This window comes from Halothiobacillus sp. DCM-1 (genome assembly GCF_045689735.1).
Classification (GTDB): Bacteria; Pseudomonadota; Gammaproteobacteria; order Halothiobacillales; family Halothiobacillaceae; genus Halothiobacillus.
Map to the genome: position 1 here is coordinate 1490910 of NZ_CP142685.1, position 14837 is coordinate 1505746.

Sequence of the window (14837 nt, forward strand, 5' to 3'; positions counted from 1 at the left end):
GCCGGCTCCGGTCAGCGTCCGCGCGCCCTGAGATCAAATCCGCTCAATGCGCAGCCCAAGCCCCCGGAGTTCCTCTTCCTTCGCCGGCCCGGCGAGCACGCCGATCGAGGCGGATTCAGGCACAAGGTAGCGTTCCGCCACCCGCCGCAGGTCATCCGCCGTGACTTCCAGCACACGCGCACGCAGCGCACGCAGGCGTTCCGGCGTGCGGCCATGCAGTCCATCGAGAAACACTTTTTTCGCCTCACCGGCGGGGGAACCGGGTTTATCGATGCCGGAAATCACCCCGAAAATGGCCTCATCGACGGTGCGCCCTTCGTGCGCGGTGGACAGCAGCCAGTCGATGCTGCGGTCGAAATCGGCCAGGGTTTCGGTCAGGCGCGGATCACGGTAGGAATAAAACCGGAAGCTCGCCGATTCCGAATCGTAGCCCGCGCCGCCGCCATAGGCACCGCCCTGCTCCCGAATCGCGCGGTGCAAATAGCCGTTACGCAGGAACCCGCCGAGTACCGACAATGCCGCAGCGTCCTCGTGCGCAGCGGGCACGGCCGCATGCGCCTTGGCGCAATAGTTCACGGCAAGATTCCCCAGCCAGGCTTCGCGTACCGATTCCTGCACCCGCCCCAGCGTAAACGGCGTAACGGGCGTGCCGTGCCGCATCACCGGTGCCAGCGCAGCGTCCATGGCCGCGAAATGCCGCTGCTCACTCACGATGTTGTAGCGCCGCAGCCCGCCCTTGAGTTTGGCGTGCAAGCGGGTCAACCGCTCAGACAAATCCTGCAAGGCCACAGCCGAGGACAGACCATCATCCATCGCCTTCAAGCGCCGAACCCCCGCGACCCCGCCGGACTGATGCGCAAGCCGTGCCCGGGCATTCATGCCACTGGCCGCCAAGGTCATCGCATGCGAATGTCCCGAACCGGCGATGCCCTGCTCACTGCGAAACCGCATCTGGCTGATCAAATCCCGCAGCCGATCGGTCTCATCGAACCGGACGGATTCCAGCGTCGCATGAAACAACTCGACCAAGGGCGCCGTGTTGCGGGTCAACGCCTTGCCGCCAAAAATCAGATAGCCGGTGAGTTGATGCGGGTCGTCGATGGCCGGACGAATCGAGCTGCGCACCGACAGGCCGCCGGTATGCGCGGCCACTGCCTCGGCCATTTGCAGATAATCCCGATCCCCCACGCCCATCTCGGTAAGCACGCTGGTGTACACCGGCAGTAGATCGAGCTCATCGTGCGTCAAAGCGGGCAAATCGAGTGCCGCCTGCAAATACACCAGCCCGTTCGTGCTTTGATCGAACCAGTGTTGCGATACCGGCTGCGCCAGCACCCGCGCCGGCTGCGGGAAGTGAATTTCCGCCGGAATATCGGCGCGAGTCACCGTCGGCAGGATGCTGACATCGTCCTCTTCTGCCTGCCGCGCCGCCAGTGCCGCCGCTTGCGCCACGATCTTCTGTGCCTGTTCCGGGTTGAGCGCCGCCTGCATCGCATCGAGCCGGGCGCGTTCGGCGGCGATTTTTTCCGCGGTCAAGCCCGTATCGGGCGCGAGCACCACCCGCACGCGATGCGGATTATCCAGCAGCAGCCGCTGCACCAGACCTGGAATGAAGGCCGGATCCGCCGCCTTGGCACGCAACCGCGCCAGCGCCGGTTCCAGATCGAGCGCCGCAATCGGGTCGCCCTCATGAATCGCAGCGGGCAGCCCGTGCAGAATCAGTTGCAGACCATAGGGGAAGCCGTCGCCCGTCACCTCGCGCTGCGACAGTTCGATTTGATGCAGCACCGCCTCCACCATTTCGGCAGGCACCCCATTTCGGGCAACCTCACGCAGCGTATCGAACACCAGTTGCTCGATGGCCTCGGCGCGGTCGGGCTCGCCCCCCTCCAAACCGGCCACGAACACCATCTGCCGCTGGGAATCTTCCAACCCCAGCAGCGGACTCGGCGCCCCGCCCAGATCGGTGGTTTCCAGCGCGCGCTGCAAGGGCGAGGCGCTGTTCTCCAGCAGCACACCTTCCATTAATTGCGCCGCGAGTTTTTCATCCAGATTCGTACTTTCACCGAGCAACCAACCGACCACGACATGGGTTTTCTCGGTGGCGTCCGGTTCATCCAGCGCGTAGGTGTCGGCCACGGCCTGGGGCTCGTTCAGAGGGGCTTCCAGCGGGACGGCAGAATTCGGGTCAATGCGATCGAACCGCGCCAGCGCCTGATCGTGGATTCGCGCCTGCAATGCGTCCGCCGGCAAATTACCGTAGGTCATGAATACGGCGTTCGACGGATGATAAAACCGCTGGTAAAACGCCTTCAATTCTGCATAGGTCAGATTCGGAATATCAACCGGCTCCCCACCGGAATTGTGGTGATAGGTGGTGGTCGGGAACATCGCCCGGGTGAGGGTTTGCCAGAGCACGGAGGCCGGGTTGCTCATCGCCCCCTTCATCTCGTTGAACACCACGCCCTTGAAGGTCAGGGGCGTCGTCGGGTCATCGGGCTGCTCGAATTCCACCCGGTGCCCTTCTTGGCAAAAATCCCGCTCATCGAGCCGCGAGAAGAACACCGCGTCCAGATACACATCCAGCAGGTTATAAAAATCCTTCACATTGACCGAGGCGAAGGGATAAGCCGTCCAGTCACTCGCGGTAAACGCATTCATAAAAGTATTGAGCGAGCGACGAATCATCATGAAAAACGGATCGCGCACCGGATATTTTTCCGAACCGCACAGCACCGTGTGTTCGAGAATATGCGCCACTCCGGTCGAATCCTCCGGCACGGTACGCAAGCCCACCAGAAAGGCATTCTGCGGATCATCGGCCGCCAGATGGAAATGCCGTGCCCCGGTCTGTTCATGAACAAACTCGGCGACCGTCAGATGAAGTGCCTCGATGGGTTGCGCGCGCACGAAACGAAAAGCCGGATGGTGAACGGGGACGGCGGTCATGACAAAACTCTCACACTGCTGCAAATCAGAACGCAGGAGTTTAGCGCAACTGCCCAGAATAAATTTCCCGCCCGCCCCAAACCATCCGTCATCGACAAACCCGCATCGACAAACCGTCAAAATTCCCGCTATATTGCCAAGACCCGCACCCCATGACGGGGAACACCCGCACGCAAGGTACTGCCGCTTGAAACAGCCCACGCCCGCCCCGTTGACTGACGCCATGATCCGGTTTTTCACCCGGCAGCGCCGACTGGATGTTTTGCTGGTGCTGCCGGTGTTGGTGATGTTGATCTGGATTGGCTTCAGCGAGTGGCAACAGTTCCACCAGATCAACCAGCAAGTGACCCAGGACGCCCACCGCGCCGCCGCCAACTATGCCGACCGCATTGCCAATCGCCTGCATACCCAGTTCATCGAACTGGAATTCATCGGCGTCAGTCTCTTGGCCAGTGAAGCCGATCTGAGTCAACCCAGCGCGCATACGCAAGCGGCATTGCGCCGCTTCATGCGCATTCATCCCGATTTTTTTGCCCTCAACATTCAATCCAGCGATGGCAGCAAAATTCTCTGGTCAACCCTCACCCAGAGCAGCACACCGATTGTCGCGCCGGAGGAGTTCACCCCCATTGCCCCCAACCAGCCATTTTTGATCGGGCAGGCTCGGTACGCCAAACGGTTCGATGGGTACTTTCTCGCCATGCGCTATGTGGTGCGCGATGAAAAGCAGCAACCCCGCTTCATGGTGGGCTCACCCTTCCGGCTCAATCGGCTGTTTGAGTTCAATATTCCAGATGTGCCCTGGCGCTTCACACTGATTGATCAGCGCAGCGGCGCGCCGATTGGGCAATGGCAGCGCGGGGCGGTTCAATTCGGCTCGCTGACACCAGACCAGAACGAAATCCCGCCCGTGCCCGTGCAAGGCTCTCCGTTTATGGTGAAGGTCGGCGGCACCCAGGATCTCGCCTGGCACAGTTATGTCGCCGTCGCCTGGCAGCACTGGTTGCTGGAACTCAGCCTGCTCAGCCTGCTCGGCTTCATTCTGTTGCTGGCCCGGCGATTACTGAACGAGCGCCAACGCGCGAATGATCGCCTGCAGATGCTCTCCAATCTCAACCGGATGCATGCCGAAATCAATCAGCTGTTTGCCACCCGAACCGATGAACAAGGCGTGTTGCAGCAGATCTGCGAATTGGGCATTCACCACGGCGGCATCGATTTGATCTGGATCGGCCGCCCCAATGCCGAGGGCGACTTCGAGTTTCTGGCCTCAGCGGGGAAAACGGGCTATCTGGAGGGTCTGACGCTCTCGCTCAAAGCCGACACGCCCGCCGCCAACGGGTTCTGCGCGCAGACCTGGCGCGAGGGGCGCGTCGTTTTCAGTGTCGATCCCAACCAATCACCGTTTCCCGCCCTCTGGCGCGCCCGCGCCCAGGCCTTCGGGCTGAATGCGCTGGCGAGCCTGCCGATCCTGCGCGGGAACCGTCCTTGGGCGGTCATGGCGATTTACCACCATGATCCCTTCGCTTTTTTGAATCTTTCGTTCTGGTTTGAAGACCTGGCCGGCGATCTCTCCCGTGGACTCGACCGAATCGACCTCTGGCAGCGCGCACAACGCAGCAGTGCCTTCAATCAAGCCATCGTCGACAACGCCGCGAACGGCATCATGTTGCTGCACGATCGCACCATCCGCTTTGCCAACCGTCGCCTGGCGGAGATCATTGGCGCGCCGAATCCCGAGGCACTGCTCGGCCGACGCACCCGGGATTTTTATACCCAACCAGAGGCGCAGGACGCATTACTTCACCAGCTTCCCCATTCTTTTGCGCGCAGCGAGCAAATCCGCTTCGAGGCCGAATTTACCCGGATGGATAACGGGGAAACCCGCTGGTTCGGACTGATTGGCATGCCGTTCCCAAGTGGGGAATTTGATGAAATCTGGTCGGTCACCGATATCACCGAACAAAAAAATGCCCAAGCCCAGCGCGATATGCTGGCCTCGGCGCTCACCGCCATCCAGGAAGGCGTGGCGATTACCGATGCGGCCCAGCGCATCCTTTTTCTGAATGAAGCCTGCACCCGCATGACCGGATTCAGCCTGGATGAAGTGCGCGGCCAACCGTTATGTCGGGTATTCACCGCCGAACCCCAGGCCGATGGCCATGCCGAGAATGCCTCAGACAGCGACCTGAAACAGGCACTCGACCAAGGCATTCCGTATCAAGGGCAACGCCAAATCCGCCATCGTGACGGCCATCAATTCTGGGGATTGGTGACTCTCAATCCCGTGCGCGCGGCCGATCAACGCATCACCCACTTTGTCAGCGTGCTGCGCGACATCACCGCGCTGCACGAGCTGAATCGCCAACTGGAATATCAGTCCCTGCACGACGCGCTGACCCGGCTGCCCAACCGCCGCGCGCTGGAACAGGCGCTGATCCAGCGGATCGATCAAGCGCGATTGGGCCGCACCCGACTGGCCATCGGCATGATTGACCTCGATGATTTCAAACCGGTCAACGACACCTACGGCCATGAAGCCGGCGACCGACTGCTCATCAGCCTGTCCGAGCGGTTACGGCATCGGCTGAGGGAAGGCGATTTACTCGCCCGCCTCGGCGGCGACGAATTCGTTGTGCTACTCAGCAATCTGGAATCGGATGAACCCAACCTGCCGACCATCCTCGACCGGCTGCATGGCGCGATTGCCGCGCCCTTCGATCTCGGCGGCGAAGCGCGCGCCCGCGTGGGCATGAGCCTCGGGATTGCACTCTATCCCGAAGACGGCCAAACCGGCGACACCCTGTTACGCCGCGCCGATGCCGCGCTGTATGCAGCAAAACGCAACAAAGGCACCGCCGACGGGTGGTGGGTTCGCTGGTCGGATCGCCCGGAATAACCGCCCCCCGCTGCCTGGCTTCAAAAACCCGTTAGCAGGATGTTGAAAAGCGTTTTCCATGGCCTGATAAGAACCGGGCGACCACAAACAACAAACCCCGGCACCGAGCCGGGGTTGATGTTTTAAGGCAATCCCGCCAACCGCCTTTGCCGACGATCGGCGGCGGCGATCAGCCAAAGCGGCCGGTAATGTAATCCTCGGTTTCTTTGCGCCCCGGGTTGGTGAAAATGATATCCGTGTGATCGAACTCGACCAGTTTCCCAAGGTACATAAACGCGGTGTAATCCGATACACGCGCCGCTTGCTGCATGTTGTGGGTCACGATGGCGATGGTGAAGTCGGATTTGAGTTCATGCACCAGTTCTTCGATCTTGGTGGTCGAAATCGGGTCGAGCGCCGAGGTCGGCTCATCGAGCAATAACACTTCCGGCTTCACCGCAATACCCCGCGCGATGCACAGCCGTTGCTGCTGACCACCGGACAAGGCCGCGCCAGACTGGTTCAGTTTGTCCTTCACTTCCGTCCACAGTGCGGCGCGTTGCAAGGCCCATTCGACCCGTTCATCGAGCTCCGCTTTCGAGAGGTTCTCGTACAAACGCACGCCAAACGCCACATTGTCGTAAATCGACATCGGGAACGGCGTCGGCTTCTGGAACACCATGCCCACTTTGGCACGCAGCATGTTGACATCCACCTTGGAATTCAGGATGTCATTGCCGTCGAGCAGAATCTGACCCGTCGTCGTCTGGCCGGGATACAGATCGAAAATCCGGTTGAAAATCCGCAGTAAAGTGGATTTGCCGCAGCCGGATGGGCCGATCAGCGCCGTCACCTGCTTATCCGGAATCTGCATGTTGATATTGTGCAGCGCCTTGTATTTGCCGTAATAAAACGACAGATCCCGAATATCCAGCCGGGGTTCGGCCACCTGCCGAACATTGTCGATTTTGTCGGCCAGCGCCGCCCGCTGCTCAGCATCTTTCAAGGCAGCAGCCACATTCAAACCCATTTGACGCCCGCTGGGCAGCCCGCTATCAGTCATGGTCATCGTACTCATGGGAGAACTCTCGGAGAAAAATTATGACAGGGAAACTTGAGGCCCGACAGAACTTATCGGGACTGAACCGGTTTTAACGAATACCGCGCGATGATGTTCATGATCAACACGCTCACCGTAATCAGCAGCGCGGCCGCCCAGGCCAGGCTTTGCCAATCATCGTAGGGGCTCAAGGCATACTGGTAAATCACCACCGGCATGTTGGCCATCGGCCCATTCATGTTGGCAGACCAAAACTGGTTATTCAAAGCGGTGAACAGCAGCGGTGCCGTTTCCCCCAAGATACGCGCGGTGGCCAGCAGCAAGCCCGTGAACATGCCGCTGAGCGCCGCCTTGTACACGATGTCGATGGTCACCTTGTAGCGGGGCGCACCCAAGGCCGCGGCCGCTTCCCGCATTTGCACCGGCACCAGTTTGAGCATGTCCTCGGTCGTCCGCAGCACTACCGGAATTACCAGAATCGCCAGTGCCAAGGCGCCCGCCCAAGCCGAGAAATGACCGCTCGGTTTCACGACCAAGGTATAGATAAACACCCCAACGACGATAGACGGCGCAGAAAGCAGCACATCGTTGATGAAACGCACGGTCGCAGAAAACCGGCTATTGCCGCCAAATTCAGCCAAATAAGTACCGGCCATCACCCCAATCGGCGTCCCGATCAGCACGCCAAAACCGGTCAACAGCAAGCTACCGACAATCGCATTCAATAAGCCGCCCGATGCACCCGGCGGCGGCGTCATCTCGGTAAACACCGCCCAGTTGATGTACTGAAATCCTTTGCTAAACAAGACGGTCAAGATCCAGGCCAGCATCACCAGGCCGAAGATTGTTACGAGGATCGAGGCAGACAGGTTGAATAAATTGACCAGTTTGCGGCGTTGATATTTGGAGAGCACGGCAGACATTCCTTAAGTTTTTTCGCCCGCTTGGGCTTTTTCCAGGCGGATGAGGAACCACTTGGCAAGCGAGAGCACGATGAAGGTAATCACGAACAACATAAAGCCCAACGCAATCAACGACGACAAGTGCAACCCGCTGGCTTCGTTGAATTCGTTCGCCATCGTCGAAGCAATGGTGGCACCGGGGTAGAACAGACCTGCGTTGATTTCCAGCGAGTTACCGACCACAAAGGCCACGGCCATGGTCTCACCCATCGCCCGCCCCAATCCCAGCATGATGCCGCCGATCACGCCCGCCTTGGTATACGGCAGAACCACTTTCCACACGACTTCCCAGGTCGTCGATCCCATCGCGAAGGCCGATTCTTTCAGCGCCGTGGGCACGACATCGAACATATCGCGCATCACCGATGCGATGAACGGGATGATCATGATGGCGAGCACAAAGCCGGCCGTGAAGATACTGACGCCAATCGGCGGCCCCTGAAAGAACTGGCCAAGCCAAGGCACATTCCCCAGCGTATCGGTCATCACCGGCTGAATACTGTTGGCAAACCACGGCGCGAAGTAGAACAGCCCCCACATCCCGTAGATGATCGAGGGAACCGCCGCCAGGAGTTCAATCGCAATCCCAACCGGACGCTTGAACCAATCCGGCGCCAAGAGACTGATAAAAATGGCAATCCCGAAACTGACCGGCACGCCAATGATGACCGCAATCAGCGAGGTCACCAGCGTCCCCACGATCGGCACCAAGGCGCCGTACTGGTTGTTCACCGCATCCCACTGTTCGGAATAAAAGAACTGAAACCCAAAATGATGGAAGGTTGGCCATGCTTCTTTGAACAGCATGACCATGATACTGACCATCACAATCAAGACGAGCGCAGCAAACCCGAAGGCACTCCCCTTGAAGATTTTGTCGGCCATAACGCCAGAACTTTTGGTGTGAAGGTGCGCGGTGAGATGTTCTTCTGGCGTTGCCATAAGGGTCAGGTCTCTAATGTTATCTAAACAAAACCGTGATTTTTTTTGGATTTGCCAACAATGAATGCACGAAAACCCAAAAATAAATCCGCGATAAAAATCACTTAAAAACGCCGGGCAACGGCACCGCTGCCCGGCGGGTCAATCAAACCTTATTTCAGTTTGATTTTCTCAGCCCAAGAGGCTTCGATCAACTTGGCCACATCCGCCGGAATCGGAATGTAGTGCAGTTCATCAGCGGCTTTCTGGCCGTGCTCCATAGTCCACTTGAAGAAATCAAGCACAGCCTGAACTTGCGCCGGGTTGTTCGGATTGGTATGCACGATGGCGAAGGTTGAACCGGTGATCGGCCAGCTATCGTCACCCGGCTGATCGGTCAGCACCACGCGGAAGCCTGGGGTGCCTTTCCAGTCCGCATGGGAAGCAGCGGCGGCAAAGTTTTCCATGGTCGGCTTCACACGCTTGCCGGCGCTGTTGATCATATCCATGTACGGCAGATTATTTTGCAGCGCGTAGGCATATTCCACATAACCGATCGAGCCTTTGATCCGGTCAGTGTAGGAAGCAACACCTTCGTTGCCTTTACCGCCGAGGTTGCCCTTGGACAGCCAGTTGACGGTGGTGCCTTCACCCACTTTCTCTTTCCACTCCGGGCTCACCTTGCTGAGGTAGTTGGTGAAAATGGCCGTGGTGCCGGAGGCATCCGAGCGATGCACTACCGTGATCGGCATATCCGGCAGTTTTTTGCCTGGGTTCAGTTTTTCAAACGCCGGATCGTTCCATTTGGTGATCTTGCCCATCATGATGTCGGCCAGTACCGGACCATCAATCACCAGTTCACCGCCCTTGATCCCGGGCAGGTTGGCCACAACCACTTCGCCCCCCATGATCAACGGCCATTGGGTCAGGCCGCTTTTCTCAAGGTCTTCAACGGTCAAGGGGGCATCGGAGGCACCGAAGCTCACGGTATTGGCCTTGATCTGGTTGATCCCCGCGCCAGAACCGACGGACTGATAATTCACTTCCACGCCTTTTTCAGCTTTGTAGGCAGTAGCCCACTTCGCAATAATGGGATAAGCGAAAGTAGAACCCGCGCCGGTGATGGATTTCACCTCGTCGGCTTGGGCAGCGAATGAAAACGCCGCAGTGGCGGCCAGCACGGCACCAGCAATCAGCTTCTTGTTCAGTTTCATGAAAAACTCCTCGAACGAGACAACGAATGGGACAAAGTCAGCCGCGCACCGCACGACCCGCTGCGGATTATCCGCGCCGAAAAATGACACTTCATGACAGAAACATGACATTTTGATGACAACGACGAGACGAAGCGGGAACGACGACGAAACCCGACGCATGACTGCTGCAGCCACTCAGAAAATTCGCTATCTTTCACAGGAAACACCCTTTCCATTTTATAAGAAAAAATTATCTATAAATCAATATGATTAAATTTATATCCGCTGCGCAAGCCTGTGCAGAGCGCGATGCGCAAGCACCTTGGCGCGTGTTGGATCTCAGTTCGGCCGCCGAAGCCTTAGCCGGGTCGCATCGGGTTCAGTTCGACGCCATCGTGCGCAACGAAGGCGACACCGTTGGCCTGCTGCCCGCCATCGAGGCGCTCAATCAAGCGTTGGCGCATACCGGGATGACCCGGCAAACGCCCGTACTCTTAATTGACGATCAGCAAGGGCTGGCGGCCTCCCGCCTTGCCTGGACGCTGGCCGTCTGTGGGTTCGACGATCTATGGATGGTCGATGGCGGGCGCGCGGCGCTGATCGCCGCCCGGTGGCCATTGGGTGAACCTGCCGCCGCCGAGGCAACCCCAGTGCTCGCCTATGATTTGACCGTCCATCACTGCACCGCAGAAGTGATTCGCGATCATCTCAACCACCCGGACTGGCAGATTCTCGACGCCCGCAGCCGGGCGGAATATGACGGCACCGATCAACGCGCCCGGAATGCCGGTCACATCCCCGGCGCCATTCACTGCGACTGGCGCGACTTGTTCCGCCCGGAGGCGCCAGATTTTTTGCGTCCCGAAGCGGAGATCCGCGCGCTGCTGGCCGAACGAGGCGTCATGCCCGATCGCGGCCAAACGCTGGCGGTGTACTGCCAGAGTCATCGCCGGTCGAGCCTATTGTTCGCCGTGCTCAAGCACTTAGGGTTTGGCGATGTGCGCGGCTATCCCGGTGCCTGGTCGGACTGGGGCAACCGGGATGATGTGCCCATTGCCCGTCCCGAGCCATCCGTCACCCCGACACGCTAACAGGATGTTGAAAAAGGGCTTTTCTACCCTTTTTCAACTCGACTCAGCGCAGCCGGTAGCGGGGCGCCAATGCCCGCGCCACCGGTTCCGGCAACACCGCAGGTTCATCGCCAATCAACGCCGCCAGGTGCTCGCCACACAGGGGCGCCGTGACCAACCCGCGCGAGCCGTGACCGATGCTCAACCAGAGTGCACCCGCACCGGGCGGGGTATGGGCACCGACCAAGGGCAGGCGCGAACGGGTGGTGGCCCGCAGGCTGACGCGCGCCGCATCCGCCGTCGGCGGCGGCATCCCCGCCAACAAACTCGGGCTGATTTGCCCGAGCCGCAGTCGGTTTTCCTCGGTTTCCGCCACACTCGGCGAGGTATCTATCACCCCCCGTTTGAAACTCGCGCCGTACACCCGCTCTCCCGATGGCAGATCCACCAGGTAGCCTTCGCGCATCACCGGACACGGCAGCCGAGCGCCTGCCTGCGGGCTGATATTGACCTGCCCGCGACACGGAAAAATCGTATCCGCCAGCTCGGGCAACAAGCTAACGGCCTGCGCCCCCGTCGCCAGGATCAAGGTCTCGGTGGCGAAACACGCCACGCCCATCGAATCAAGGCCGTGCCAACAACCCGCCGCCGCATCCCAGCGGAGCGCGGCCACGCCCTGACCGCACTGCAACGAAATACCCGGTGTCGCCGCCAGCGCGGCCAGCCAGGTTTTGGGCGCAACCCAACCCGCCCCCGGATACCACCAGCCGGGCAAATCCTGTGCGAGCCCCGTGCGTTCTGCCAGATCACGCGCGGAACCGGCCACGGCCAGCGATTCATCCGGTGGGTTTTGCGCGAGCAGCCGTTGCTGCCGGGCGGCATCATCCAGATTGCGCACCCACTGCACGGCGCCGGTAAAGTCCGCTAGGATCGAGCCGCCCTGCGCCTGCAATCCGGCAATTTGCGCACGGGCGAATCCCAGCCCCATCTGCACAAGCTGGCTGGCAAGATTGTTGTCCACCGTCAGCAACGGGGTCAGTAAGCCCGCCGGATTACCCGAGGCACCCGAGCCGGGGGATTCGGCATCAAACACCTGAACGGTTCGCCCCCGGCGCGCTAAGGCATAAGCCGCGCTCAACCCCGCGATGCCGGCGCCAATGACCACGGCAGAGCCCTCGGCTGCCCGAGCGGGCACCCTCTCGGCACCCGCCTCCGGCACAATGGCCAACAGACGATGCCGCTTTCCCGCGAATCCCGGCTGCTTGTGCACCACAAAACCCGCCGCCCGCAAGGCATCGGCGACGGGCCGCGCGGCGGAATAAGTGGCCAACCGGGCACCGGGCACGGCATGCGCCCGCAACGCGGCACACAAATCCTGCGTCCACATCGCCTGATTGCGCGCCGGCGAAAAGCCGTCCAGATAGACCGCATCGAACCGTGATTCGCCCAACGCATCGAGCATCGCCCGAGCTTCGCCAAACAACCAGGTCAGCACGATCCGGCCGCCGGCCAGGTAGCGACGGTGGAAACCGGGGACAATATCCGGCCATTGCGCCACAAGTTCAGCCGCCAGCCCAGAAAATTCCGGCCACTGCGCGGCCAGACGCGCAAAATCGGCTGGCCGCCACGGGTGCTTTTCGATCGAATAAAACCACAGCCGCGAATGACCCACAGGCGATGCGGCGAGAAACGCCGCCGCCGTCACCAGAAAGCCCAGTCCAGTGCCGAAACCCAGCTCCAGCACCCGGCAATCTCTTGGCTCGGCAAAGCGTTCGGGCAGCCCGCAGCCCTCGACGAACACCGCGCGCTTTTCCGCCACGCCCCCGGCCTGCGAGAAATACACATCGCCGTAGATTGGCGAAAACGGCGTGCGCTCGTCCCGCCAGAGAATCTCGGCGGCACCGAAGACGGGATTGGCGACAGGCGGGGACTCAGAGTGGGGCGCGGGGGTCGAATCGTGATTCATCGGGGCGACGGCTGCTAAACTGCTGCCAGTCTAACCTGTGTCAAAAGGACTCACCATGTGCGGAATTTGTGGCTGGTTGTCGCCCCCCGGGCAGCGCCCCGATTTGGGCGCCGTGCGGCGGATGATGGATCGGCTCGAACGGCGCGGCCCCGATCACGAAGGCAGCTTTTCGGATGGCCCGCTGGCACTCGGCCACCGTCGGCTGTCCATTCTGGATTTGAGCTTTCACGGCAGCCAACCGATGATCGACCGGGAACTCGGGCTGGCGCTGGCATTCAACGGCACGATCTACAACCATCCCGAACTGCGCCAGCAACTGCGCGAACGCGGCCACCGTTTCACTTCGACCGGCGATACCGAGGTGATTCTCAAAGCCTATGCCGAGTGGGGCGATGCCTGCGTCGAACAGTTGACCGGCATGTTCGCGTTCGCGCTCTGGAATCTCAAAACCGGCCAGTTGCTGCTGGCGCGCGATCGGCTGGGGATCAAGCCGCTGTATTACACCGAGGACCCCGCACATCCCCAAGCACCCTTCAGATTTGCGTCCAGCTTGCCTGCGCTGCTCGCGGCGGGCGGCGTCAATACCGAGTTTGATCCCGTCGCACTGCATCATCAATTCACGCTGCACGGCTCGGTGCCCGCCCCGCACACCATCCTGCGCGGCGTGCGCAAACTCGCGCCCGGGCATCGCCTCATCATCGAGGCCAGCGGGCAGCGGCGGCTGGAACGCTATTGGCAAATCCCGAGCGAAGTCGATGAGTCCCGCAGCCAGGCCGACTGGCAAGAGGCGATTCATGCGGCGCTGCGGACCGCTGTGAACCGGCGCCTGCGCATCAGCGATGTACCCGTGGGCGTTTTGCTGTCCGGCGGGCTGGATTCCTCGCTAATTGTCGCGCTGGCGGCTGAAGCCGGGGTGACCCCGCAAACTTTCACGATCGGTTTTGACGATCAACCCGAGGAAAAAGGCAGCGAATTCGAATTTTCCGACCCGGTCGCCGCCCGCTATCAAACCGAGCATCATCGGTTCCATATTCCCAACCGGGAAGTGCAAGCCCGCTTGCCGGAAGCCGTCGCGGCCATGAGCGAGCCGATGTTTGCCCAGGATGCCGTGGCGTTTTATCTGCTCGCCGAGCAGGTTTCGCGGTCGGTCAAGGTCGTCCTCAGTGGTCAGGGTGCGGATGAGGTGTTCGGGGGCTATTTTTGGTATCCGCAGATGGCGGCAGCCGAAGGCGATGATCTCGCGCGGTTCGCGCCGTTGTATTTCGACCGGGATCACGAAGAACTGCAGACTTTGCTCACCGCGCGGTTTCGCGGTCCGGATGTCACCGGCAGCCGCATCGCCCAGGAATTCGCCCGCCTGCCCGGTCAGGACTATCTGAACCGGGTGCTAGCGCTCGACACCAGCACGCTGATCGTGGATGACCCCGTCAAGCGGGTCGATAACATGACCATGGCCTTCGGCCTAGAAGCGCGGGTACCCTTTCTCGACCATGAGCTGGTTGAACTGGCGATGCGCATGCCCTCGCGCTTCAAGCTCGATTCAGGCGGCAAGGGCATTTTGAAACGCATCGCCCGCGGGCGCATTCCCGATGCGGTGATCGACCGACCCAAGGGCTATTTTCCGGTGCCCGCGCTTAAATTTGTCCGCGGCCCCTTTCTGGACTTCATGCGCGATATTTTGAGCAGCCCAACCGCCGTAAACCGCGGGCTGTTTGAACCCGCCTATGTACAGCGGCTGCTCGCCGAACCGGAGCGGCATTTCACCCGCTTGCAGGGCTCGAAACTCTGGCATCTCGCCGTATTCGAGCTGTGGCTACAACAACAGGGCCTGTGAC

General features: G+C 60.4%; 9 protein-coding genes. 3 read left to right on the forward strand and 6 right to left on the reverse strand.

Annotation, left to right across the window (positions count from 1 at the left end; translation table 11 throughout):
- Positions 1–33 precede the first annotated feature (33 nt).
- A complete protein-coding gene (locus VOI35_RS06970; RefSeq protein WP_407275347.1) occupies positions 34–2949 on the reverse strand; it encodes an insulinase family protein in 2916 nt (971 codons plus the stop codon).
- Between the two features lie 187 nt (positions 2950–3136).
- On the opposite strand from VOI35_RS06970, the gene VOI35_RS06975 reads away from it, so the two are divergent.
- Positions 3137–5848: a diguanylate cyclase domain-containing protein gene (locus VOI35_RS06975; protein WP_407275348.1), complete on the forward strand. Its 2712-nt coding sequence runs from the start codon at positions 3137–3139 to the stop codon at positions 5846–5848.
- A 169-nt stretch (positions 5849–6017) separates the two neighbouring features.
- Here the strand turns inward: VOI35_RS06975 and pstB are convergent, their stop codons facing one another.
- The 4 genes from pstB to pstS form a co-directional block, all read right to left on the reverse strand.
- Positions 6018–6905: a phosphate ABC transporter ATP-binding protein PstB gene (pstB, locus tag VOI35_RS06980; RefSeq protein ID WP_407275349.1), complete on the reverse strand. Its 888-nt coding sequence runs from the start codon at positions 6903–6905 to the stop codon at positions 6018–6020.
- A 53-nt stretch (positions 6906–6958) separates the two neighbouring features.
- On the reverse strand, positions 6959–7801 hold the full coding sequence (gene pstA / locus VOI35_RS06985) for a phosphate ABC transporter permease PstA (protein ID WP_407275350.1): 843 nt from the start codon (positions 7799–7801) through the stop codon (positions 6959–6961).
- A 12-nt stretch (positions 7802–7813) separates the two neighbouring features.
- Positions 7814–8734 carry a phosphate ABC transporter permease subunit PstC gene (pstC, locus tag VOI35_RS06990; RefSeq protein ID WP_407275351.1) on the reverse strand — a complete coding sequence of 307 codons (921 nt, stop codon included), beginning with the start codon at positions 8732–8734 and terminating at the stop codon, positions 7814–7816.
- A gap of 209 nt (positions 8735–8943) precedes the next feature.
- Positions 8944–9984: a phosphate ABC transporter substrate-binding protein PstS gene (gene pstS, locus VOI35_RS06995; protein ID WP_407275352.1), complete on the reverse strand. Its 1041-nt coding sequence runs from the start codon at positions 9982–9984 to the stop codon at positions 8944–8946.
- 248 nt (positions 9985–10232) lie between these two features.
- Here pstS and VOI35_RS07000 point away from each other — a divergent pair, with 248 nt between their 5' ends.
- Positions 10233–11057 carry a sulfurtransferase gene (locus VOI35_RS07000; RefSeq protein ID WP_407275353.1) on the forward strand — a complete coding sequence of 275 codons (825 nt, stop codon included), beginning with the start codon at positions 10233–10235 and terminating at the stop codon, positions 11055–11057.
- Between the two features lie 43 nt (positions 11058–11100).
- On the opposite strand, the gene mnmC is transcribed toward VOI35_RS07000, so the two are convergent.
- Entirely contained in the window at positions 11101–13002 is a 1902-nt protein-coding gene (gene mnmC, locus VOI35_RS07005) for an FAD-dependent 5-carboxymethylaminomethyl-2-thiouridine(34) oxidoreductase MnmC (RefSeq protein ID WP_407275354.1), read from the reverse strand.
- A gap of 55 nt (positions 13003–13057) precedes the next feature.
- Here mnmC and VOI35_RS07010 point away from each other — a divergent pair, with 55 nt between their 5' ends.
- Positions 13058–14836: an N-acetylglutaminylglutamine amidotransferase gene (locus VOI35_RS07010; RefSeq protein ID WP_407275355.1), complete on the forward strand. Its 1779-nt coding sequence runs from the start codon at positions 13058–13060 to the stop codon at positions 14834–14836.
- The last annotated feature ends 1 nt before the right edge of the window (position 14837 follow it).

Excerpts from the sequence above, each read along its gene's own strand:
- VOI35_RS06970 (WP_407275347.1), bottom strand. The coding sequence starts at position 2,949 with ATGACCGCCGTCCCCGTTCACCATCCGGCTTTTCGTTTCGTGCGCGCG.
- pstB (WP_407275349.1), bottom strand. The coding sequence starts at position 6,905 with ATGAGTACGATGACCATGACTGATAGCGGGCTGCCCAGCGGGCGTCAA.
- pstC (WP_407275351.1), bottom strand. The coding sequence starts at position 8,734 with ATGGCCGACAAAATCTTCAAGGGGAGTGCCTTCGGGTTTGCTGCGCTC.
- pstS (WP_407275352.1), bottom strand. The coding sequence starts at position 9,984 with ATGAAACTGAACAAGAAGCTGATTGCTGGTGCCGTGCTGGCCGCCACT.
- VOI35_RS07000 (WP_407275353.1), top strand. The coding sequence starts at position 10,233 with ATGATTAAATTTATATCCGCTGCGCAAGCCTGTGCAGAGCGCGATGCG.
- mnmC (WP_407275354.1), bottom strand. The coding sequence starts at position 13,002 with ATGAATCACGATTCGACCCCCGCGCCCCACTCTGAGTCCCCGCCTGTC.
- VOI35_RS07010 (WP_407275355.1), top strand. The coding sequence starts at position 13,058 with ATGTGCGGAATTTGTGGCTGGTTGTCGCCCCCCGGGCAGCGCCCCGAT.